Source organism: Tenuifilum sp. 4138str, assembly GCF_041102575.1.
Taxonomy (GTDB): Bacteria; Bacteroidota; Bacteroidia; order Bacteroidales; family Tenuifilaceae; genus Tenuifilum; species Tenuifilum osseticum.
In genome coordinates this window covers 1-24,387 of the sequence record NZ_JBGCUE010000011.1, presented here as the reverse complement: position 1 = coordinate 24,387, position 24,387 = coordinate 1, and the positions used below count along the sequence as shown (strand labels likewise).

Annotated in this window: 19 protein-coding genes; 10 read left to right on the top strand and 9 right to left on the bottom strand. The window is 42.2% G+C overall.

The genetic code is table 11. From position 1 onward, the window contains the following. The first annotated feature begins 198 nt into the window (after positions 1-198). From AB6811_RS10570 to AB6811_RS10550, 5 genes are all read left to right on the top strand, one after another. On the top strand, positions 199-1,215 hold the full coding sequence (locus tag AB6811_RS10570; protein ID WP_369490430.1) for a LacI family DNA-binding transcriptional regulator: 1,017 nt from the start codon (positions 199-201) through the stop codon (positions 1,213-1,215). Between the two features lie 490 nt (positions 1,216-1,705). Beyond that, positions 1,706-1,960 carry a hypothetical protein gene (locus tag AB6811_RS10565; protein WP_369490429.1) on the top strand — a complete coding sequence of 85 codons (255 nt, stop codon included), beginning with the start codon at positions 1,706-1,708 and terminating at the stop codon, positions 1,958-1,960. Between the two features lie 286 nt (positions 1,961-2,246). After that, a complete protein-coding gene (locus AB6811_RS10560) occupies positions 2,247-4,682 on the top strand; it encodes a DUF5916 domain-containing protein (protein WP_369490428.1) in 2,436 nt (811 codons plus the stop codon). 48 nt (positions 4,683-4,730) lie between these two features. Beyond that, complete coding sequence (locus tag AB6811_RS10555) at positions 4,731-5,771, top strand: threonine aldolase family protein (RefSeq protein WP_369490427.1); 1,041 nt, start codon at positions 4,731-4,733, stop codon at positions 5,769-5,771. Positions 5,772-6,025: 254 nt separating this feature from the next. Continuing rightward, complete coding sequence (locus AB6811_RS10550; protein ID WP_369490426.1) at positions 6,026-7,345, top strand: serine hydrolase domain-containing protein; 1,320 nt, start codon at positions 6,026-6,028, stop codon at positions 7,343-7,345. Here the strand turns inward: AB6811_RS10550 and AB6811_RS10545 are convergent. Together AB6811_RS10545 and msrB are read right to left on the bottom strand one after the other, a co-directional pair. Beyond that, the gene (locus AB6811_RS10545; RefSeq protein ID WP_369490425.1) at positions 7,342-7,944 is read right to left on the bottom strand and encodes an LON peptidase substrate-binding domain-containing protein; all 603 of its coding nucleotides are present in this window, start codon (positions 7,942-7,944) and stop codon (positions 7,342-7,344) included. The genes AB6811_RS10550 and AB6811_RS10545 overlap by 4 nt on opposite strands. Before the next feature lie 3 nt (positions 7,945-7,947). Then, positions 7,948-8,334, bottom strand: a complete 387-nt coding sequence (gene msrB, locus AB6811_RS10540) for a peptide-methionine (R)-S-oxide reductase MsrB (RefSeq protein ID WP_369490424.1) — start codon at positions 8,332-8,334, stop codon at positions 7,948-7,950. A 200-nt stretch (positions 8,335-8,534) separates the two neighbouring features. Between msrB and AB6811_RS10535 the strand changes: the two genes are divergently transcribed. Beyond that, the gene (locus AB6811_RS10535; RefSeq protein ID WP_369490423.1) at positions 8,535-9,212 is read left to right on the top strand and encodes a head GIN domain-containing protein; all 678 of its coding nucleotides are present in this window, start codon (positions 8,535-8,537) and stop codon (positions 9,210-9,212) included. A gap of 2 nt (positions 9,213-9,214) precedes the next feature. Here the strand turns inward: AB6811_RS10535 and AB6811_RS10530 are convergent, their stop codons facing one another. Continuing rightward, positions 9,215-10,174, bottom strand: coding sequence for an XdhC family protein (locus AB6811_RS10530; protein ID WP_369490422.1), 960 nt, complete (start codon positions 10,172-10,174; stop codon positions 9,215-9,217). Between the two features lie 213 nt (positions 10,175-10,387). Between AB6811_RS10530 and AB6811_RS10525 the strand changes: the two genes are divergently transcribed. From AB6811_RS10525 to AB6811_RS10515, 3 genes are all read left to right on the top strand, one after another. Beyond that, complete coding sequence (locus AB6811_RS10525; protein WP_369490421.1) at positions 10,388-11,575, top strand: YgeY family selenium metabolism-linked hydrolase; 1,188 nt, start codon at positions 10,388-10,390, stop codon at positions 11,573-11,575. A gap of 279 nt (positions 11,576-11,854) precedes the next feature. Further along, positions 11,855-13,042, top strand: coding sequence for a knotted carbamoyltransferase YgeW (ygeW, locus tag AB6811_RS10520; protein ID WP_369490420.1), 1,188 nt, complete (start codon positions 11,855-11,857; stop codon positions 13,040-13,042). 254 nt (positions 13,043-13,296) lie between these two features. Beyond that, complete coding sequence (locus AB6811_RS10515; protein ID WP_369490419.1) at positions 13,297-13,743, top strand: hypothetical protein; 447 nt, start codon at positions 13,297-13,299, stop codon at positions 13,741-13,743. 105 nt (positions 13,744-13,848) lie between these two features. On the opposite strand, the gene hydA is transcribed toward AB6811_RS10515, so the two are convergent. From hydA to AB6811_RS10485, 6 genes are all read right to left on the bottom strand, one after another. Next, a complete protein-coding gene (hydA, locus tag AB6811_RS10510) occupies positions 13,849-15,279 on the bottom strand; it encodes a dihydropyrimidinase (RefSeq protein WP_369490418.1) in 1,431 nt (476 codons plus the stop codon). A gap of 9 nt (positions 15,280-15,288) precedes the next feature. Beyond that, positions 15,289-15,912 (bottom strand): hypothetical protein, encoded by a 624-nt coding sequence (locus AB6811_RS10505; RefSeq protein ID WP_369490417.1) that lies wholly within the window; start codon positions 15,910-15,912, stop codon positions 15,289-15,291. Between the two features lie 874 nt (positions 15,913-16,786). Beyond that, the gene (locus AB6811_RS10500; protein WP_369490416.1) at positions 16,787-18,052 is read right to left on the bottom strand and encodes an amidohydrolase family protein; all 1,266 of its coding nucleotides are present in this window, start codon (positions 18,050-18,052) and stop codon (positions 16,787-16,789) included. Between the two features lie 25 nt (positions 18,053-18,077). Next, positions 18,078-20,636, bottom strand: a complete 2,559-nt coding sequence (gene xdh / locus AB6811_RS10495) for a selenium-dependent xanthine dehydrogenase (RefSeq protein ID WP_369490415.1) — start codon at positions 20,634-20,636, stop codon at positions 18,078-18,080. A gap of 107 nt (positions 20,637-20,743) precedes the next feature. Continuing rightward, positions 20,744-21,979 carry a threonine synthase gene (gene thrC / locus AB6811_RS10490; RefSeq protein WP_369490414.1) on the bottom strand — a complete coding sequence of 412 codons (1,236 nt, stop codon included), beginning with the start codon at positions 21,977-21,979 and terminating at the stop codon, positions 20,744-20,746. Positions 21,980-21,990: 11 nt separating this feature from the next. After that, positions 21,991-23,469 (bottom strand): pyridoxal-phosphate dependent enzyme, encoded by a 1,479-nt coding sequence (locus tag AB6811_RS10485; RefSeq protein WP_369490413.1) that lies wholly within the window; start codon positions 23,467-23,469, stop codon positions 21,991-21,993. A 188-nt stretch (positions 23,470-23,657) separates the two neighbouring features. Between AB6811_RS10485 and AB6811_RS10480 the strand changes: the two genes are divergently transcribed. Next, positions 23,658-24,119: an Lrp/AsnC family transcriptional regulator gene (locus AB6811_RS10480; protein WP_369490412.1), complete on the top strand. Its 462-nt coding sequence runs from the start codon at positions 23,658-23,660 to the stop codon at positions 24,117-24,119. Positions 24,120-24,387: the final 268 nt, after the last annotated feature.

Here is a 24,387-nt window from a genome sequence, read left to right as displayed (position 1 = left end):
CTACCTTATGTGATTTTTAGCGATTTTGAACCAAAAAAACATGCAAACGATACCGCAAACGTTTGTATTTTGATAAAAAAATATTACATTGGGCGAGTGGCTTTTATTGCTTGTTTTTAGTAGTATATTTGTTAGGAATGTAACAATAGCAATAAGTAAATAACAACCTATTTATCAATTAGTTCAAATGCTTTGAAAATGAAATCGAGCCAGGTTACCATCAAGGACATTGCCCGCGAGTTGGGAATTAGCCCATCAACCGTTTCGCGTGCCCTAAAGGACCACCCCGACATCAGCCAGGAAACCAAGCGGTTGGTTAACGAGCTTGCCGCAAAGTACAACTACAAACCTAACATTATTGCCCTCAGCCTTCGCAATCAGCGTAGCAACGTAATTGGGGTTATTATTCCTGAAATTGTGCACTACTTTTTTTCATCGGTTATCAGTGGTATTGAAGAGGTGGCTAACGAACATGGTTACAGCGTTATGATTAGTCAATCTGTTGAGGACTATAACCGCGAGGTAGCTGCATGCGATACTTTCCTAAATGGCATTATTGATGGTATTTTAGTTTCGGTATCAAAGGAAACGGCTAACTACGACCACTTCCATAGGTTTGAGGAGGAGGGTATCCCCATTGTCTTTTTCGACAGGGCTGTTGATGAAATCCTGGCCGATAAGATAATTATTGATGATTTTGATGGCGCTTACCAGGCTACTGAACACCTCATTGTTCAGGGCCGTCGTAAAATTGTTCATTTTGCAGGACCGCAAAACAGGTTGATTGGTCAAAATCGCCTTAACGGTTATTTAAAAGCCATGCGCGACAATGGGGTAGTTATTGACGAGCGACTCATTATTCCATGCGACACCTTTCAATCGGCCCTTGTTGAAACCCAAAAGCTTATTGATAGCGGGTTAAAGTTCGACTCAATTTTCACTGTAAATGACTTTACAGCTGCAGGAGCCATGAAGGTGTTACTGCGTAACGGGTATAAGATTCCAACTGATATTGCTGTTGTTGGTTTTGGCGACGATCAAACTTCACTGATGGTTGAGCCCACTCTTACCACTGTTAACCAACCCGGATTTGAGATGGGTAAAAAGGCCATGGAGCAGCTTATCCGTAGGATTACCCAGTCAAAACCTGAACCTCCTGTCACTGAAATACTCAAAACTCAACTTATTGTAAGGGAATCATCCAGAGTAAAGTAAAACCCATTTACTTAGTAATACACCTAATCAATGTCGTATAGTTAACAAAAATATACATGACTGTCATCCTGAGCGGCCTGTCCCGCCCTAGCGGGGAGCGAAGGATCTCTAATCGGCCTCATGAGACGTTTCTTATAGTTCAACATGACAATAGCTTCATGAACAACGAACATCGAGTAACTTACACGAATGACTTCATTTGTCATCCTGAGCATAGCGAAGGATCTCTAATCGACCCCATGCGACGTTTCGCTTGTGCTCAACATGACAATAGTTTCACAAACTACGCTTCCAGCCCCGTAGGGGCTAAATATTTGTAACTCCATGGCTACTCCCACATGTATTGCGATGCACGCAATACCTTTTCCTAAGCACGACCCTGTAACTTTGCATCGCACCAAAGTAGCATGGCAAAGAGCGGTTTACATGTTCTTTCTTGTCTTGATACAAGAAAGAACCAAAGAAAATCAAGGCTGAAAAGCCCGACCCGATGGGTACCCCACGGGTGGAACTGCCACGCGATACAATTCGCCACACCTGCAGCGTGGCTCATATGGTATCGCTTACTAGGCCCACCGCCACGTTCCACCCCCGACCCATTGCCGGGTCAGGCTTTTATGCCTCTGCTAATATCATTCCTTTTGGGTTGAGGAATTTCATTAACATAAGGAATGAAAATACAAAGAGATGCTTCGACAAAGTCTATCCCGAAATATCGGGACTCAGCATGACAAGGGAGCAGTAAGGAAGATAGGGTTTTTGTCATGCCGAGCAAAGTCGAGGGATCTCTTCAAAGGATTGTAGAGAAAAGAGCAATGAGATGCTTCGGTGAAGTCTATCCCTATAAATCGGGACTCAACACGGCAGCGTCATGTTTCGCTTGCGCGCAACATGACAAATAACTTTAACTAAACAACATTGATACTCCTAATAGCAATACCCCATTATGGGGTATTTTTTTTGTAATGACTTAAACCATTTTTACCTTTTATACTCTTACATGTAAGAAACAAACTGGGATTTTTTTACGAATGAAAAGGTGGATTTTGCTTTTTTCCCTTTCTTTTATAGTGGGAAATATTGCTTTAGGAGGTCGTAATAAGGACTCGTTAAGGATTACACGTGAAATTTATGCCATTAGGGCTACTGAACACATTTATATTAATGGTAGGCTCGATGAAAATGTTTGGGGCAAATCCGACTTTGCCAACAATTTTACCATTTATGAGCCATACAATGGGCTAAAGGCATTCCAACAGACAGAGGTTAGTGTACTATACGACGATTTTGCCATATACATTGGAGCCCGACTTTACGATACCTCTCCCGATAGCATTTTCAGGGAACTTGGGCAGCGCGATAACAGCGATAGGTTGCGTTCCGATGCTTTCAGTGTTTACCTGAGTACATATAACGATGGAGTAAACTATTTACAGTTCACTGTTTCGGCTTCGGGCGTTCAAACCGATATTAAAATTACCTCAAACCAAAGCGATAGGAACTGGAATGCGGTTTGGGAAAGTGCTGTAGGTTTCGATAGCTTGGGCTGGATCGTTGAGATGAAAATACCTTACAGTGCTTTACGATTCTCAAAGAATATTAATCAGGTATGGGGAATCAATTTTTCACGGTTAATCAAGCGTAAAAATGAAGTAAGCACCTGGAACTTTGTTGACAAAACTCAAGCGGGTTTTATAACCCAGTCTGGCATTCTTAAAGGGATTTCGGGGGTGAAACCACCACTTCGTTTGTCGTTTCTGCCCTATATTTCCGGTTATGTTGACCAGTATGCAGGTACAAAGGGATTGGACTCAAGAGTTTCGGGTGGCATGGACTTAAAGTTGGGCTTGGCCCAGAGTTTCACCCTTGATGTAACCCTCATTCCTGATTTTGGCCAGGTCCGTTCCGACGATAAGGTGCTAAACCTTACCCCTTTTGAGGTTAAGTACGATGAGGCCCGTCAGTTCTTTACTGAGGGAACTGAACTTTTTGGGAAGGCAGGCATTTTCTACTCCCGACGTATAGGCGGAACCCCTGCCTTTTACGATACAGCTTACGATTCGCTGAAAACAAACGAGATTGTTGATAAGAATCCACTTGAGACCAAAATGGTTAATGCCAGTAAGCTATCGGGGCGTTTTGCCAATGGCCTTGGTTTTGGTTTTTTCAATGCCATGACTGAAAATACCTATGCTGAAATACTCGATACTGTTTCAGGTAATAGGAGAAAGCTATTAACACAGGGTTTCACCAACTATAACATTACCGTACTCGACCAGAATTTACCGAATAACTCGTATGTAAGCTTAATAAATACCAATGTTTACCGACCTGTCGATAGCTTTACTTCAAATGTTACTGCTACGGAGTTTAATCTAAAAAATAAAAAGCAATCCTTTGGCATTAGTGGGGTTGGGGCACTAAGCCAACGTTTTATCGATTCTGTTCAGCATGGATTCAAGACTAACCTGTCAATTTCAAAAATTAGTGGAAATATTCAGGGGTATATTTGGGCAAACATTGAGAGTGAGCACTATAACCCAAATGATTTAGGTTATCTGCGTAGCCCCAATGAGATTTCTTCAGGAGCGGCCCTTGTTTATAAAGTTTTTGAGCCATTCTGGAAGTTGTTGAACCTGGAGGCTCGTCTTGAGTTCTCAAACAGCCGGTTATACAATCCTAAAGTTTTCCAGAGCCAAGAAATAGAGTTTCAGGCAAAGTTTACGAACACCAACAACTTTACTGGAGGTTTTAATGCATCGTATAATCCCCGTTATGGTTATGATTACTATGAACCAAGGGTTGAGGGTCGCAAATTTCTAACACCTCATGTTTTATGGTTGCAATGGTGGGGTTCACCCGATTATCGCAAGACATTTGCACTGGATCATAGATTCTCGTTTTGGTACGCCGATATGTACAATCAAAAGGGTTACATGTACAGCATTAGCCCTCGAATAAGATTTTCCGATAAACTCTTAACCATCTACAGCTGGGCATATCAGTCGGAACGCAACAACATTGGATACTACGATTACGATGGTTCTAACATATTTTTTGGTAGCCGTAAACTGGTTACTATTACAAATACATTAAGTATTCAGTTTGCATTTACAGCTAAATCGTTCCTAAGCATAAGGGCTCGCCACTACATAAGGCATTTCAAGTACAATGAGTTTTTTACCTTAAAAAATGACGGCTTGCTAGAGCAAACCAATTCAATAACCAATCCGGAAAACCGCAACTATAACCTTTTCAATATCGATATGTTTTACCAATGGCACTTTGCACCGGGTAGCGAACTGGTTTTTGCATGGAAAAATCAGGCCGAAGAGCTGTTAGATAATCCCCAGTACCGCTATTTTAAAAACATTGAAGGGATTTGGAATAGTCCACAGAATAATAGTTTTTCCATCAAAATTCTATACTATATTGATTACCAAATGATCCGAAAATTCAAATCGTAATGGCTGCTAACCCATAAAAAAGTTAACTTTACCGAAAAAATCTACATTATGTTTTCACGAGGATTTGCTAGCGATAATAATTCGGGTGTACACCCTAGGATTCTTGAAGCAATTAACGATGTAAATCATGGTCACACCATTGCTTATGGTGATGATCCAATTACGCAGAAAGCAATTGATAGATTCAAGCAGATTTTTGGCAACGATATTGAGGTTTTCTTTGTGTTCATTGGCTCTGCGGCTAATGTTCTTGGACTAAAGGCTGTAACCCAACCCCACAATGCCATAATTTGCGCTGAAACTGCCCATATCAACGTAGATGAGTGTGGTGCACCTGAAAGGTTTACCGGGTGTAAGCTGTTAAGCGTTCCAACCGTAAACGGTAAGTTAACCATTGACGGTATTAAAAAGCATATGCACGGTTTCGGTTTTCAACATCACTCTCAACCTAAAGTTATTTCTATATCGCAGGTTAGTGAGCTTGGAACTGTTTATACCGTTGATGAGATAAAGACCCTGGCCGATTTTGCTCACTCCCATAACATGCTTTTGCATATGGATGGTGCTCGTTTGGCAAATGCTGCTGTATCGCTCGGGAAGGGTTTCAGGGAATTTACACGCGATGCAGGCGTTGATGTTCTCTCCTTTGGAGGAACCAAGAATGGCATGATGTATGGCGAGGCCATTGTCTTTTTCAATCAACAGTTAGCGCATGATTTCATGTACACCCGCAAGCAGGGCTTACAGTTGGCCTCGAAAATGAGATATATATCGGCCCAGTTCCTAGCCTACCTTGAGGATGGTCAGTGGGACTCAACCGCTCGTCATGCAAATGCTATGGCTCAGCTGCTCGCCAAAAAGGTTTCGGCTATACAGGGTGTTACAATCACACAGCCTGTTCAGGCCAACGCAGTTTTTGCAATCGTTCCACCTGAACTCATCCATCCCCTTCAAAGTGAATACTTCTTTTATGTTTGGGACGAGGATCGTTCCGAGGTGCGTTGGATGACCTCATGGGACACTACCGAACAGGATATTGACCGGTTTTGCGAGCTACTTGAAGAGCTTATGCGAACTGTTAAGCGATAGTAAAGCATTGGGAGTTCTGTGATCAGGGGGGGGAGTGTTTCGTGTTTAGCGTTTGGTGTATAGTGATTGGTGTTATGCAAACTCCAAACATGTGGTAATCATTTATATATGAGCAATGAGGATTGATTTTTATCAATTTCAACCTTTAACTATCAACTGCCAACCATCAACTGTCAACCATCAACTATCAACTGTCAACCATCAACTAATATGTTTTTTATATCTTCGCAGCGCAAAGTTTCATATAAATAGTAATGGTTAACAAAAGGAAATTGATAATCCTGCTTTCGGCAATTCTGATTGTTTTCTTAGCTCTTTCCTTTAGTATCTACCTGAAAAAAAATAATAGGACTCTGGCTTTACCAATTGCTGAGTCATCAAAATACGCAAAGGTTGATTTGCTGAGTGTAAACAATGCTCTTACAAACACCAATGAGTATTCATCTATCAATCGCCAGTTTGAGCAGTTTGTGAACAAATGGGATTTGGTTGGTGCAACCTTTTGCATAGCCCATAAGGGTAAGATTATTTACGCACGTGGTTTTGGCATGGCTAATAAAGAGGAAGGCCTGGCTATGCAGCCTTACCATACTATGCGTGTGGCTAGCGTTTCCAAACTTATAACGGCTACAGCAGTTATGAAACTTGTTGAGGAGGGTAAGCTGAGGCTTAATGACAGGGTTTTTGGCCCTGATGGTATTCTAAACGATGAAAAGTTCCTGAGCTATAAGGATAAGAGGGTAGAGGAGATAACCGTTCATAACCTTCTAAATCACTCGGGCGGATGGACTCCCCGGTGGGGCGATCACCTTTTTATTAAAGATGTTATTGCTCGCGAGCTTCATAAGGATTTACCTTTGGATGTTGATGACTATATTGTATTTGCCCTATCAAAACGACTTCACTTTCAGCCCGGAAGCCGTAGCTCATATAGTAATATTGGATTTGTAATACTGCAAAGGGTAATTGAAAAGGCCTCGGGAATGGATTATGAGAGCTATGTAAAGAATGAAATTTTTAAACCATTAAATATTTACGATGCCCATTTGGCCAATAACTGGGATAGTTTAAAGTACGATAACGAAGCTAGATACTACGAGGTGCCAGAGGCTGAAAAGGTAATTTCCTTTGATGGCTCAAAGCAGAGTGTTCTAAAATCGAGGGGCGGAAACGATGTGCGTGCACTGGGTGCAGCCGGAGGCTGGGTGATTTCGCCCATTAGCTTAACCCGGTTTGTAATGGCTGTTGATGGCAGAACCGATTTTCCTGACATTCTCTCAAAGCAGTCTGTCGATATCATGAAGGAAACATACAATGGGAAGTTTCAGCCGTTGGGTTGGCGTTGGGTTAGGAAGGATGGAACGCTATGGCGCTCAGGTTCCATGGCAGGCACATCGGCACTTGTTATTTCGCGCCCCGATGGCTACACCTTAACATTTACTTCCAATCAGAGTCACTGGAAAGGTGCCCGTTTCCCTTATGTTGTCGATAGATCCTTAATGAGGATTTTTAACAAGTATATTAAATCCATTCCAGACCATAACCTGCTGAATGTAGATAAAGGAAAATATTAGTTTAGGCTAAAATTATTTTCCAGCAATTTTTCCTGCAATTGAATATGCTCAATGAACTTTAACCTTTTTATCAGGTAGTTAACCATTTGCTTCTCGTTTCGTAGGGAGTAAAATGCGAATTTTTCGTCAGAATCGAGTTGTATGGCCTTTGCAACATTCATAAGGTTTACTGAGTCCTCAGTAATAAGCGATCCCATTACAGGGTCAAGGTTAAGGTTCAGCTTCTTAACAAGTACTACCAGCTCTGGATTGGTTGTAGTGAACCTATCGTCAATATACTCAATTATTCCACCACCATAAAGTTTATTGGGTAGTTTCTCCTTTAGGTTTAAAAGGTGAAAGTTTGCGATTGCCTTAATAAGAATAACCATCTCACCTAGGCTATTCTTGGCTACAATGTTAACCAGTTCAACCTCGCTACCGTAGGATTTAATATTGTCGTTACTCACGTATGGTATGCCAAAAGTGTCGCCAGTTTCATTGCATTCATTAATCAACTGCTTGTAACGGGGTTCAAAGATACGCAACGGAATTTCCTCACCTGGTAGAAGAAACACCGGAAGTGGAAACATTGCCATATATTTTGTGGTGCTGCCCATGAACTATTCTTTTTTATTAGGTACAAATTTTAACGAAGCCGAGTTGATGCAGTACCTAATACCGGTTGGCTCTGGGCCATCGTTGAATACATGCCCCAGGTGTGCACCGCAATTTTTGCAAAGCACTTCGGTTCGCACCATACCATGGCTTAAATCTTTCTGAAACTTTATATTATCTAAAAACTTGCTATCAAAGAAACTTGGCCACCCGCAGCTGGAATGAAATTTTGTGTCGCTCTGGAAAAGCTCAGCCCCACAGCAAACGCATACATATAAACCCGGTTCAAAATGATTCCAGTACTCGCCAGTAAATGGCCTTTCAGTTCCCTTTTGCTGGGTTACGTAAAACTGTATATCGGTTAATTTATTACGTAAATCATCACTTTTCATCGTACTATCCTTAATGTTTTGAGCGCAAGCGCTTAATGAAATTAGTGTAATCAATATTGATATGTAAGCTTTCACTTTGTTTAGTCTTTTGATAAAAACAATAAATAGTCTCCTTTTGTTCGACCGATAAAAAAGGTTAATTGCTATTTGGAATGGAATTTGATTGCTATTTTTGACAAAATGGATTAAAACAAATAACTATGAAAAAAATATTTCTAGCCCTGAGTGTTTTACTGGTTTCGGCAATAGGTTATGCACAGCAAACCGCAGTTTACTCGTTAAAGGAGTTCAATAAACTTCGGGTGTGGGGTGAATTTAAGGTATTTCTTGTTAAAGGCGATTCCCTTAATGCCAAGGTTGAAACACAAGGCATTCCTGCATCGGACATTGCGCTAGATGTAAATGGCAATACACTTGAGGTGAAACTCAAAGGAAAACTTTATGATAGGGTAAACGCCACTGTTTACTTAACCTACAGGGAGTTAAGAGAGATATCGGTATCGGCAGCGGCTGCAGTAAGCCTTCAGGATACCCTCAAAGCAACTAATATTTCAATTAACATTAATACCAGCTCCGAGTTTGATGGCGCAGTATTGGCTGAGACTGCCGATTTAACTGTTGGACAGGGTTCAATCCTACGCATAAGGGGCAGCGTAAGCAGCTATGAGGCAAAAGTTAACACCGGAGGAGTTTTAACGGCAATAGACCTAATTGCTCTAAAAACATATGTAAAAGTAAATACAGGTGCTAGCGCTAAGGTTTACGCATCAAAGGTCCTTGAAGCTAATGTTAGCACCGGTGGGAGCCTAACCTATACCGGAAGTCCTGAACAGAAAAAGATTAAAACACTGGTTGGCGCCACCATTATTGAGCAGTAAATTTAACGTTTGTTGCGCCATTCAACTATTTGGGCAGCAATGCTCACAGCAATCTCTGCAGGGGTTTGTCCACCAATGGGTAATCCAATGGGTGAGCAAACCCTTTCCACATTCTCCTTGCCATAACCTTCCGCAATAAGGCTCTCAAATATGGTTTTCACCTTGCTTTTGCTGCCTATCATACCAATGTACTTCAAAGGCTTACCGATTAGCTGCTTTAGTACTATCTCGTCGAACTTATGCCCAAAGGTCATTATCACAACGTAACTTCTATTGTTTCCAGGTAAAAGGTGTGATACCTGCTTGTAGTCAACAATCTGTTTTTTGTGGGCCCAGGTATTACCCTCAAAGGTGGTTAACCCCTGCCTGTTATCGAACAGTTCAACCCTAAAGTCAAGCAGACCGAGAATTTGCGAAAGCGGAACGCTTATATGACCGGCACCAAATATGTAAACAGTTTCTTTTACCCCTAAAGGCTCGCTGTAGCGGAAGCTTGAATCGCTTTTTTGAAACTCAATTCCTTTAATACCAATATGCGATTCACCCTCGTATACCTCCGCGCCACTGGATGATAAAACTATTTTTCCCGGACGGTTTTCGCTTTCAAGCTCAATAACCTTAGCTAAAAGCTCTGAATCGGCTTTTGAGAAAAGGCTGAAGATTTGTGTTTGCTCCCCGGAACATATCATCCCCGATTTATCTTCAGCTGCATCGTGTGAGTGAACCTGCCGCTTCAAGAAGTTTTGTTTATTTCCCTGTGCCAGGTTCTTGCGTGCCATTTCTACCAGGTTAAACTCCATTACACCTCCACCTATTGAGCCGTAAAGGCTACCATCGGCGGCAACAGCCATTTTAAACCCAACCTTGCCTGGACTGCTTCCCTGTGTTTCGGCAACGGTAATTAGGTAAACGTCAATATTCTGCTGAATTTTTGAGTGTATAAATTGCCAAATCATACCCATGTTAAATTTTTTGTAAATTTATTAAGATATTCTGTAAGGAATTTTTTAGGCAAAAATATCTTTCAATTTAGTTATATCGAAGATTAATGGTATAATAATTTTGTAATATGTAGAAAAAATATCTATATTTAATTGGTATCACAAAAATTATCAATACTCAATGCTTTAATGTGTAGAATTAAAAATAATTTTGAGTACTAAAATCTAAGTAAAATGAGCGACGTATATAGTAAGATAAAGGAGTTATCGGAGAAATATGCCGATTATACTGCACGTAATCTGTCCCGATTGGTTCAGATTAAATCCTTGAGTGCGCAGGAGCGCGACGTGCAGCTGGAGCTAAAGAAGCAAATGGAAGAGGCTGGATTTGACGAGGTTTTTATCGATGGGCTTGGGAATGTAATTGGTCGTATTGGAAACGGAAAACGTATTCTTGCCATCGATGGCCACATGGATACGGTTGATATTGGCAATAAGGATAACTGGGAGTTCGATCCCTTGGGAGGCGAAATTCGCGATGGGTATGTACATGGTCGCGGAACAGTTGACCAGAAAGGTGGCCCTGCTGCATTTGTGACGGCTGGCAAAATACTTAAGGAACTTGGCTTTAACAGGGATTTAACCATATACTTTGTAGGTAGCGTGATGGAAGAGGATTGCGACGGACTTTGCTGGAAGTACATTGTGGAGGAGGATAAAATAAGACCCGATTTTGTTATAAGCACTGAACCTACAAACCTCAATATTTACAGGGGTCACCGCGGTAGAATGGAAATGCAGGTTCATTTTTACGGTGTTTCCGCTCATGGCTCAGCACCCGAAAGAGGGAAAAATGCCATTTACATGGCCTCAAAGGTGGCCTTGGAGGTAGAAAAACTAAACGAACGACTAAAATTCGATGAGTTTCTGGGAAAGGGAAGCATCACTGTTACGGAGTTCACCTCCAGTAGTCCTTCGCTATGCGCAGTTTCCGACTATGCCCGCATTCACCTCGACCGTCGCCTTACCTGGGGCGAAACCAAGGAGAGCGCTGTTGCCGAGATTGAAGAGCTGATTAAAGGCATGAATGCCAAGGTGGAAGTGCTAAACTATAGCGAGAAGGCTTATACAGGACTGGAATACGGCATGGAAAAATACTACCCAACGTGGAAAATGCCTGAGGACAGTGAGATTGTGCAGAAAGGCGTAAGCACCTACCAGAAGCTTTTTGGCAATGCTCCAAAGGTTGATAAGTGGACCTTTTCCACAAATGGTATTATGACCTGTGGAACCTATAAAATTCCTACAATTGGTTTTGGCCCAGGCAATGAGGTGTTAGCTCATGCTCCCAATGAGAAGGTTCCCATTAGCGATTTGGTGGCAGCTGCTGCCTTTTATGCCGCCTTCGCATATGAGATTTAGGATTCGTATTGCAAAAATTGAATTGTGAATCAGGAATCAAAGTCGTTTAGTTAAGGTTAATTGTCATGTTGAGCGGAGCGAAACATCTCAAAACAATAGATAAATCGAGATCCTTTGTTTCGCTCAGGATGACAAAGGGAGAGTCCGACTTATTATCCAAACGACATTGATTCAGGTTTTTCGATTGTTGATTTACAAAATAAGCTGTAACTTCATTTTAAATTTGTTACCAACGCCTAATTAGCTAACATAGTTAAAACCGAATAAAAACTTTGAAATATGGATTTAATCAAGAAAATAGCGGAGTTAAATCACTACAAATCAGACCTTAGCGGTAAAGATTTTTTACTCACATGGGAGAAGAGCGACGACGACCTTAAGGTTGTGCTACAGGTTGCGTCCATTCTTAAAGAGATGCGTAAGGAAAACATTTCACCCCGCATATTCGATTCAGGCCTGGCTATTTCAAACTTTAGGGATAAGTCCACAAGAACTCGTTTTTCGTTTGCTTCGGCTGCAAACCTGTTGGGACTTGCAGTTCAGGAGTTGGATGAGGAGAAATCGCAGATTTCGCACGGCGAAACCGTTCGTGAAACCGCTAACATGATTTCGTTCCTTTCCGATTTCATTGGTATTCGCGATGACATGTTCCTGGGTGAAGGAAACAAGTATATGCGCCAGGTTGGCGAAGCACTCGATGAAGGTTTTACTAAGGGGGTTTTGCCTGTTAGGCCTGGTATTGTGAACCTGCAATGCGATATGGATCACCCAACCCAGTCGATGGCTGACCTGCTTCACCTTGCCAATGAGTATGGTTCACTGGATGCTTTGCGTGGCAAAAAGATTGTGATGAGCTGGGCATACTCGCCCAGCTATGGCAAACCACTATCGGTTCCACAGGGTATTATTGCTCTGATGACCCGTTTTGGCATGAATGTGGAGTTAGCCTACCCAGAGGGCTACGACCTTATTCCTGAAATTGTTGAAATTGCCAGAAAAAATGCCACTCAAAGCGGAGGTAGCTTTAAGGTTAGCCACAGCATGACCGATGCCATGCGCGATGCCGATATTGTTTACCCAAAAAGCTGGGCGCCATTCCACATCATGCAGCAACGCACTCAGCTGCTTATGAATGGCGATAAGAATGGCCTTAAAGAGCTCGAGCAGGTTTGCCTGGCTAACAATGCCAAGTACAAGGATTGGGAGTACAATGAGCAGGTTCGCAAGGTAACAAGGAATTCTGATGCTCTTTACATGCACTGCCTACCAGCCGATATTTCGGGCGAATCGTGCATTCAGGGTGAGGTAAGTAAGGAAACCTTTGAGCGTTACCGCATTAAAACTTACCAGGAAGCGGGTTTCAAACCGTATATTATTGCTGCTCTGATGCTTACCAATAGGTTCCAAAATCCCGCTGATATTCTAATGAAACTTATTGAAAGGAACACACCAAGAGTTATAAAGTAGTAACCCATTTTATATTTAAGCAGCACCTTAAGGTGCTGCTTTTTTTTGCTTTATTATGTATTTTAACAGAATAAATGTTATGCTAAAAATGCCTTTCCCTTCAGGTATATCTTTTAGAATTATACTTTTGACTAATCATTTGTTTGAATATTCTAAAGACTAATTAATTATTGTTTATAATTTCTAAAAATGATGTGAATGTTGGTATTAAACTATGCCATGTATTATTTTTATTGTGATAAAAAGATATAAAAATGAAAGAGTTGATTGAGGAGATATTCATTGATGCATGGGCTATCAATGATATAATTAGCTGTTATCAGGATAAAAAAGCCGATTACCCCGATTTATTTCAGATAGTTAGTGGTTATGACCTGTCGAAACCTACCAACAAAATTCCATTCAAGGTTTACGTGGAGCTATGTAGCTGGATTGAAAAGAAGCTGGGACAATTTAACCTAATTAAAATTGGCCGCCGGATTGGTGAATCAACCTACAGTCTAATGCTTGAAACCAACATGGTTAATACCGAAAGTAAGCCGTTGGATGTATTGAAAGCGTTGGTTTTGCTAGCGCAGAAAGGTGTAAAAGATCCTAAACGGAGAGGTTGGGAAATAGTTTCACACACTGATAAGTCCATTCAAATGGAAAAACCCAACTATTTAACACGCATATTCAGGTGGGGTTGCTCGATACCCTAGTGAGAAAATGCAAGGTGTATGGGGTTCAGGTTAACTTAGTTAAGGAGGAAAGCAAAGGTGCTGAGTTTGATGAGTATCTTATAACTTGGCTTTAATTAACCTGTTTCAAACCCTACCACAATTGTAGGAACCTGAATTATCCATTCTTTTGTAGTAGTGGCCTGTTGTTTTCGTCGACCGGCGTTTAAGTAACTGACCGCTGGGCAGATTTTTGCTCAATTTTCCGTTATAAACTGCAATAATTCCGCTTTTGATTACAAAAGCAACCTCACCAGTAGTCTCAAAGCCTTCATAAATGCTTATGTCGGACTTTGAGTGATGTTTACTTGAAGAAATTGAGCCTTTTACGTTTGGATTCCAAATCACAATATCGGCATCGGCACCAATGGCAAGTTCACCCTTTTGAGGGTATAGTCCAAATATTTTAGCCGGTTGTGTTGCAAAAACATCAACCAATTTGCTAAGGCTTAGCTTACCGGTTAATGCACCAAAAGTGTATAGTAGCGCAAGCCTATGTTCAATCCCGCCTGCTCCGTTTGGTATTTTGCGGAAATCGTCCTTGCCCACCATCTTTTGCTCAAGACTGAAAGGGCAATGATCAGTTCCAACCGTTAGTATATTTCCATTATTGATGGCATTCCAGAGGGTATCTCTGTCAATACTTTGCCTGAGCGGTGGGCTTATAACATACTTTATTGCTTCGGGCAAAGTGGAATCGTACAGGGCTTCATCGAGTAGAAGATACTGAGGGCAGGTTTCGGCATAAAGCGGTTGGCCACTTTTTTGGGCTTGAATAATATGTTTAACCGATTCAGCCGCCGAAACGTGAACAATGTAAAGGGGGCACTGGGTTTGATCGGCAAGATCGATAGCACGTTTAACAGCTAATGCTTCAAATCGAGGTGGACGCGAGAGCATGTGGTACTTTGGGGCTGTAAGACCCTGACTGGCATAAAAATCTCTTAAAGTATCGATATCATCACCCATCTCACAGTGAGCAGTAACCATACCACCATTCTGAGCCACTGTATGCATTACATGGTATAAGGCATTGTCATCAATTCCAACGGAACTTTTATAGGCCATGTAAACTTTAAACGATGGAAATCCCATTTCAATGCATTCCTCAATCTCTTTGGGAGTATTTTTATTCCATTCAATAGGGCTCACATGAAATGTGTAATCAACTAGCGAGCAAGCAGCCTCATCCATTCGTGCTTTTAGCGCTTCAACCATTGATTGACCCCGTGATGGGGTCACAAAATCGATAATGGTTGTTGTTCCGCCCATAAGGGCAGCAATGCTGCCCGAATGAAAGTCGTCCGATGAAAAACCGGCGGGTGTAGGTAGGTGCAAATGAACATGTGGGTCGATACCCCCAGGCAGCACTAGCATACCCTGTGCGTTGATTGTGGTTTCAGCATTAGCTTCTAACTGGTTACCAATGGCCGCTATCTTCCCATCAACAACCAACAGGTCGGCAATTTGCTCGCCAACCGATGTTACAATCCTACCGTTTGTAATTAATATTCTCAATTCCTACTCTTATTCAAGTATTTTCAGAAAATGGTTACCGCCCGATTCAGTAAAGCCCAAATGTTGCAAGTATTTTTTGTGGCTCTTATTGCATGCCTTTGCCCACACCCGGGTATATCCGGTTTCGGTAAATTTCTGGCTAAGCCAGTAGTAAACAAACTTGCCATTCTTAAAGTCGCGGTATTCAGGTAAAACGTAATCAAGCTCTACCTCAAGCGCTTTTGTTTCGTTGCGTTGGGCAATGAATACCCCCGCAATTGCCATGTTACGCAGTATGAGGAAACTAACTGTATTTTCAGTGGGGGTATAGACAAAACCAGGAAAGAAACGATGTATATCCTTTTGATGAAAATCAAGGAAACGCATCAGGTAACGGTTCTCGGGGCGAACCTCAAGTATCTCAAACACCTCTTTTTTCGAATAGATTTGAAAAAGGTAGTAAGCATCGGTAAGCACAATAAAACCGTTTAAAATGCCCACAGGCCATGCTCCAATCAGAAAACCGTAAATTGAGAACATCAATGCTCCTGTTAGATTTATCCAACGGAACTTAACTATCGAACTCATCGTCATTGATAGCGCAATGATTACCGAAGCGCTATACCCAATCCATTCCAATACTTGTTGATTCATCTAAATTTGTTTTAAAGGGCAAATATAAGCATAAAAAGAGGAATTTATTGCTCGGTAATGTTGTTGGATAACTAAAATGATAATTATGATTATATTGTCAGTTTTTACGTGCAACAATCAACCATCGGTTATCAATCTTTTCTGTCATCCTTAGTATAGCGAAAGTAGGCTTAATAGACATTTTTCAGGCTGGCATAGTGTTTAACTCCAATAAATATCGAACTTTGGAGAATTTGAAAGCCTTGAATGGAAAATTTGCTTTTTTTGCAAAGTGTCAAGCTGAAAAAAAACTATTAAATGAGTTTTCGAAGGCATCTGCTCTTGGAATTGTCAATAAATAAAGGCTGACGAGTGTCAGCCTTTATGACCATTCCAGTCGGTCAGGATATTCCTGACAGGTTGCTCTCCAGCAGAGCCTGTTTCTGCTTACCTGACATACAAATCTATTAATACTATTTGCTTCTTTCGAAAAACATTAAAATAAAAAGCCTGAAAAATGTCAATTAGAACAAACTACCTAAAAAATAGCCTGAATTTTGTCCATTACGCCCGAAAGTACATATTCTTAGCTTACAGTGTTCAGTGTGAAGTGTATAGGGGTGATTGTGTTTAGTGCTTAGTGGTTAGTGCTTGGTGTTTGGTTAATTTAACCTTTGTAAATCAATTTAATCAGGGTAATATGCGTTCTATTTTATGACAATCAACCATCAACTCCATTTATCACACCAAGAAGTGCGCGGGATCTCATGCAAGGCCAAGTGGAAAAATGAGCAAAGAGATGCCTCTGTGAGCTTAGCATGATAAAGAAATGCTTTGGTGGAGTCTATCCCAATATTTCACGTCGGGTCACGGGTCAACCTTAAACCTTTATCCTTTATCCTTCCCCTCTCATCCTTTTCCAAAGCTCTAGCGCTAATTTTTGCGATTCTTTAAGAATGATTTCCTGATCAACGGTGGTTATCGCTCTGCTTTTGACTATGAGTTTTCCATTGGAAATAACATGTTCTATATGCGACTGATTGATGCCATAAATAAAGTGTCCAGGAATATTTTCAGCGGTAACGGGTGTGGGGGAATCGTAATCGAGAACCACAAGGTTATCGGGGCCATCGCCGCTGAAGCCATTTTGGGCTATGTAGTGGTGAGCATTTCTTAGTCGTTTGTATGCTTGCGCAGGGCTCATGGGATCAAGGTTTTGGCCAACAAAGTAAGCCGATTTCATGCTTTGTAGCATATCGCTGTGCATACCATCAGTGCCCAGCATGATATTTTCACCCAGATTTTTACTGCTGAAATAACCAACGTTGTTGTTCAGGTTACTATCAGTGTTTTGTGCTACCCAGCAGGGCGATTGACCAATAAGGTTACGTTCCTTTTCGGAAAGGTGCAGGCAATGCACCAGAATCGATTTGCTAGAGTTTAGGAAGTTAAAGTCGTTAAGCCTTTCAATCACAGTTTTACCATAGGTTTCATGGCAATGTTGTTGGTCGTATTTGTCCTCAGCTACATGGATATGAACACCCGAATTGTGCTTCTGCGTTAGTTCTGCTGCTGCCTGTAAGGTTCTATCGCTTAGGGTGAACGATGCGTGTAGGCCAACCAGTCCCTGATAGTTTTTCAGGTAGCTATCGGTTTCCTCAAGTCCTTGTTGGGCAATTTCATCACCATCCCTGTCGCTAATCTCGTAGCAGAGTAGGTGCGATAGGCCAACCCTTTCAAATGCTTTGGCAAGTGTCTCAAGTGAACCTTTTACCGCATAAGGGGAAGCATGGTGGTCAATAACAAATGTAGCCCCAGCCTTTGCACAAGCCATAGCGGTAACCAAACCGCTATACTCTACCATTTCGGTGGTGAGGCATTTATCGAGTGTCCACCAAATATATTTAAGGATTTCGTAAAAATTTTCAGGTGATTTTTTGGGTGCACCCATTCCTCGGGCTAATGCTGAGTATGCATGGTGATGGCCAACAATAAACGAATGCGTAACCAGCTTTCCGGAACAGTTGATGGTTTCAGTGGCTTTGCCCCTGTATGTTTTGGGTGGATGGAATTCAATATTACCTTTGGTAACCAGTATATCGCAATTCTTGATTTCCAGCGTTTGATAGTCGATATAGGTGGCATTGGAAAGTAAAATCATAGGGTAAGAATTTGGAGGTTAAACATTATTCTGACTTGCTCCTCATCATGGGTAGGCGTGTTCGCTTTACACCGTCAAAAGTCCAAAGCGCATTGGCTATGGCTGCAGCGGTTGGCACCATGCCTATTTCGCCAATACCCTTTGCACCGAATGGGCCGATTGGGTCGGGCTCTTCAATTCCAATAACTTCAATTTCGGGCATTTGGTTGGCGCGGATAATCCCAATATCCTTAAACTTAAAGCTAACGGGAAAGCCATTCTCCATGGGTAAATCCTCTGTTAGTGCATATCCCATTCCCATATGCACAGCACCCTCAATTTGACCCTCGAAAAGCATCTGATTCATGATTTTGCCCGCATCGTGGGCAGCAATTATTTTCGATAGCTTGCCCTGTTCGTTAAGAATGGCAACCTGTGTGGCATAGCCATAGGCAAAGTGTATTACCGGTTTATCAGTTTTAGCGCCGGGCTTGCATGTCCAATCGCAAACAAATTTACCACGGTAAACCCGGCCTACCAGTTTCTCGAGTTTGGCCGTCTTTAAATCTTCTCTCAGGGGACGCGAAGCGTTGATAAGGGCATTGGCAACCAGGGCTGTAGCCCTTGACGAAGTGGTCATACCAGTTGGAATCTCCGCATCGGTATCAACTATCACCTCTATACAGCTTGGTTCAATACCGGTTTCATGGTGAAGCGTTTGAATGGCCATGGTGTGAACGCCTTGACCCATTTCCGTCCATCCGTGGTGAATTTCAACTCTGGTTGGGCTAACAACCTTGATTATAACCTCGCTATCGTCAACCATTCCGTTACCAACACCGGTATTCTTTAGGCCGCAGGCTATGCCTGCATACTTGGCCGACTTAAATTGCTCCTTTACTGCAATAAGGGTTTTCTTTAGTCCAACCCCATGTAGTTCCTGACCGGTTGCAGTTTTGGCGCCTTCCTCAAGGGCGTTATCGTAGCGAATTTGCCAGCGGTCAAAACCACCCTGACGGCAAAGGTCGTCGATACAGCTTTCAATGGCAAAGGTAACCTGTGGAACACCAAAACCACGCATGGCTCCACATGGGATATTGTTTGTATAAACGGTTTTAGCCGAGATATCTACAGCGGGAACGGTGTAGCCACCCGTGGCATGTCCAACCACACGCTCCATCACCTTAGTCCCTACCGATGCATATGCTCCTGTATCGCCTATGGCCTCAAGTTTAAGAGCAGTAAATTTCCCCTCGGAGTTGCAGGCAAGGCTCATTTTCATCCAAACCGGATGCCTCTTGGGGTGCATTCTTATGCTTTCATCGCGGGTAAGGTGAACCTTTACGGGCATTTGGGTAATATAGCTCATTAGAGCTGCATGGCCCTGAACAGTTAAGTCCTCTTTTCCACCGAACCCACCACCGTTTTGAACCTGAACCACATTAACCTTACTTTCGGGTAGGTTTAGGATTTTTGCTATTTGCTTTCGGTCAACGTAAACACCCTGTCCCTGGCTGAAAACTTTTATGCCATCGCCATTGGGTAGGGCAAGTGCAGCTTCTGTTTCCAGAAATGCATGTTCAATACGCTGGGTTTCGTAGATATCGGACGAAACGTAAGCTGCTTCAGCAAAAGCCTTATCAACTTCACCAAACCGAATTGTGCATGTTTCCAACACATTTGACCGATTTGGATGAACCTGGGGCGAATCGGGTTTTATGGCCTGATGGATATCGGTAACAGGCTCTAATACCTCGTATTCAACCTCGATTAATGAAGCGGCATACCTGGCTATATCCTCCGATGTTGCCACCACTCCGGCTATAACATCACCGATGTAATGAGTAACCTCGCCCTGGGCAACCATTACAGGCCAATCCTGAAAAATCAGCCCAATGTAGCGTTCACCCGGAATATCCGTTGCGGTTATTACCTTTACCACACCCTGCACCGACAAGGCTTTAGAGGTATCAATTTTTAAAACCTTTGCTCGTGGATGGTCGGAAAACTTTAAGGCTCCGTATAACATCCCATCAACAAACATATCGTCAACAAAAGGCCTTTGGCCTAGGGCTGTTTCCTTGGCTTGATATTTTGGATAGCGTTCGCCAATCCTGGCTCCTGTATTATTCTTTGGCAAAGCTTGGCCATTTAGCTCGGCAAAGGCATGCTGAATGGCATCAATTATTTTGACATAGCCTGTGCACCTGCAAAGATTTGGCGCGATAGCCCTGATGATATCGCTGCGTGTTGCTTTTGGGTTCGATAACCATAACCCTCTGGCACGCATTATCATACCAGGCGAGCAGAATCCGCACTGAACTGCTCCCTGGGTGGCAAAGTGGTGGGCTAGTATTTCGCGGAAATTATTTGGCAGCCCCTCCAGGGTGTATACGATAGCCTCACTTAGGTCGGACATTTTTATGCGGCAAGCCATTTTAATGCTACCGTTAACCTCTACCGAGCATGCACCGCACACCCCTTGACCTGAGCAGCCATCCTTAGCTGCGGTTAGGTGCAAGTCGTTCCGCAAATACTCGAGTAACGAACGATTTATATCGCCATTATACTCTACCGTTTTACCGTTTAAGTTGAATCGTATCATAGTATTTACAAAGGTAAAATGTTTTGGAATAGGGTAGAAGTCGCAAAACAGATTTCAGGATTCTATACACAAAACACCATTAACTTATACCTAAAGGATTTCAAATTCTAAAATTTAATCCACTCGTTTTTCCTCAACGAATCAACGGTAGGGTCAATGGCATTTGGAATATTAATAACCGATGAAACGGCTTTGAGGTCCTTTAAACCGCTCCCGGTAAGCAACACAACTACCCTTTGCTTTGAAAGCAATTTTTGATTCTTTTGGTAGCAAAGCATTCCAGCAAAGGCTGTTGAAGCTGCAGGTTCAGCAAAAATTCCAGTGTTACGCGCAAGGATCTTTGAAGCATTTACAATATCATCATCGGTTACTGAGAGCCATTCACCCTTGTATTGGAGCAGGTAGTATTGAGCCATAAAGAAATTTCGTGGAATATCTACAGAGATGGAGTCGGCAAGGGTATTGCTGGGTTTTATGGTAAAATCGGGTTTTCCAATATTTTCGATTAGATTTGAGCTGCCGGCTGCCTGAACTGCAACAACGGTGGGCATACGATCAATCAACCCTACTTTGAGCAAATCTTCGTATCCCTTGTAAACCCCCGAAATAATTACACCATCGCCAACGGGAACAAAGATATAATCGGGTATAGCCCTGCTGAGCTGTTTAAACAGCTCAAACGAAACGGTCTTTTTCCCCTCAATGGTTAGCGGGTTAAAGGCTGTGTTTCGGTTATACCAGCCAAACTCTTTGGTTGCCTCCATGCTAAGGTCAAAAGCCATATCGTAGGTGCCGTTTACCGGAACAATTGTGGCTCCGTACATCACAATTTGGGTGAGCTTAGCATGTGGTGCGCTCTTGGGCACAATAATAATGGCTTTTTGCTCCTGCGAAGCACATATACCGGCAAGGGAAGAGCCTGCGTTTCCGGTTGATGCAGCAACTATTGTGCTAATGCCATTTTCCCTGGCATAGGCCGATACCACCGCCGATGCCCTATCCTTAAACGAAAAGGTTGGGTTTTGCGAATCATCCTTCAGGTATAGCTCAAATGTAAGCGTTTCACCATCAATTCTATCAAACCTATACAATGGTGTTTCGCCAATTCTTAGCTTGGGTAACGATTCCTTTTTAAGCAGCGGGATTAGATCCCAAAAATTTCCTGTGATTACCTCTTCCTTATGTTTACTCAGGATTTCATAGTCGTATACTGCTTTTAGCACTCCCTTTGGTGGGTTTACGGTATCATTATTCCTGCTGCAATCCGGGCAAAGGTAAAGCTCAGGCGATGGCGCAAAGGTTTTGCCACAGCCCGAGCAGGTAAGTATGAACTTTCCGTTCATAGAAAATTGATTTATAGCGATTTAAGCAGACCAACCCGATCGTTAAATTCATCAATAAGTTCGTCCCACCGTTTAACCTGGCTAAAGAGTTTAGGCCAAAGCTCCCTGTCGTTCCAGAGCCTGTTCAAATCGTCAATTTCTTTGCCCTGTTGTTCAACCCAGGTAAAGTATTTCAGGTTATGAATGGCTTTGCGGTCGTGGTAGGTTAGCTCCCTCATCCAGTCGGTAGTAGCACCTAGGATACATTTCTCAAAGTCCTTTATGGCTTGGGTTTGGCTATAGCTACCGCGTTCCTCCCTTAACTCCTCAAGCCTCGATCCATACATATCGGCCGAATCCGTTGCTATGGTGAATATCACATCCTCTGAAGTCATCTCAAAGAATTTGGCTGTTTTAATAGCCGAGAGCATATTGCTAATGCCCGATATACCCAGAAGTTTCAGGTTATTGGCAATTTCTACAGGTACTCCCGATTCTACAAGGTATTTTACACCTTCTGGTTCATTGAAGAGCCTGAAAATTCGCATGCAATCCTCGTCGTCGATAGCGGTTATAACATCGGTGTTCTTAACATTATGAATCCAGGGTACATGCTTATCGCCAATTCCCTCGATGCGGTGGCCACCAAAGCCATTCATCAGAATGGTAGGGCACTGTTTTGCCTCTGAGGCTACCACCTTGATGTGTGGCGCTAAGGTTCGCAGGTAGTCGCCTGCGGCAATGGTTCCTGCAGAGCCGGTTGCCGAAACGTACGCGGCAAGATTTGACTTTCCGCCCAGCTCGTTAAATACCTCCTCAATGGCTTTCCCTGTGATATTATAGTGCCATGCGGCATTGCCAAACTCATCGAACTGGTTAAAAATAGCGTAATCGGGTTTTGTTCTACGAATTTCCCAGCACTTATCATATATCTCCTTAACGTTCGACTCGCAACCGGGGGTTGCAATAACCTCAGATCCCACATAGTCGCGCAGCCAGGTAAAGCGTTCACGGCTCATCTCCTCGGGTAGTATTGCCACCGACTCAGTCCCCATTAGCTTAGAATCGAATGCTCCGCCCCTGCAGTAGTTGCCGGTTGATGGCCACACCGCTTTTTGGGTTGTAGGGTCAAAGCCACCAGTAATAATGCGGGGTGCAAGGCATCCGTATGCAGCACCAACCTTGTGCGCACCTGTTGGAAACCATTTGCCAAGCAGTAGTATAATTCGGGCATTTACCCCGGTTAGCTCCTTGGGTAGTTCAATGTAATTAACCTTGCCGAATAATCCTCCTTTTTCCTTTGGCTCGTTCTTCCATGTGATTCGGAAAAGGTTTACTGGGTTTATCTCCCATAACCCAACATCTTTTAGGTTTACCTTGATTTTATCGGGAACTTGATCTGGATTCTGCTGCTGGTGAAAGGTGGGTAGAATAATACCCTTTTCACGAAAACGCTTTACGGCATTCTCTAGTGCCTTGGGGTTTGTAATTCTATCAATAATTTCAATCATAGCCTTTAAAATTTTCAATAAAAGTAATAACTCTGTCTTAAATTTCTAGGTATTTCTTAAAATATAGAAAATATTGTTAGATATATTGTTTTTTATAGAAATATATTATATTTGCAAAAGATAATACTATCTAATAAGAAAAATAGTATTGCAATTTACTGATTTTTTAACCTAAAACTTAACTAAATATGAGAAATATTGACGAAATAGACCGCAAGCTTCTGAACATTTTGCAGGACAATAGCCGTGTTACCATTCGCGAGCTTTCTGAAAGGCTACACCTTTCAACAACACCCATCCATGAGCGAATTAAAAAGTTGGAAAAGAATGGTTACATTAAGCGGTATATCACGCTGCTCGACCCTAAGGCATTAGGAAAAAAGCTTACGGTTTTCATCTCGGTATCGCTTTCGAGTCACACCAAGGAGGTGGTTGATGCCTTTGAGCATGAAGTTAAAAAGCTACCCGAGGTTATGGAGTGTTACTACGTTTCCGGCAACTGGGATTTCCTGCTAAAAGTGCAGTGTAACGACATGGAGGACTACCATAACTTTGTGATACACAAATTTTCAGTGATAAAGAATATTACTCAGTTTTACAGCTCATTTGTTATGTCCGAATCAAAGCAAACCTACAAGTATGAGTTGTAGACGGTCTTTATAAGTTGAACTATTTTTACATACTGATTTTTAAGAGTATAACTGTTTGCTGTTAGGCAAACCTCTTGATTTTAGGGTGCTTGAGTAAACCTCAATTATTCTATGGGTTGTTTTATTTATTCCAAAGTCGTTTTCAATTCTTTGTGCAAGCACAGGCGCTTGGGAACGGTAGCTATCCCTTTTATAATCGTCAAATCAAATTGTGCAAAAAATATAAATCAAATTGTGCAAAAATAATTTTAATTGCATTTAAATAGCA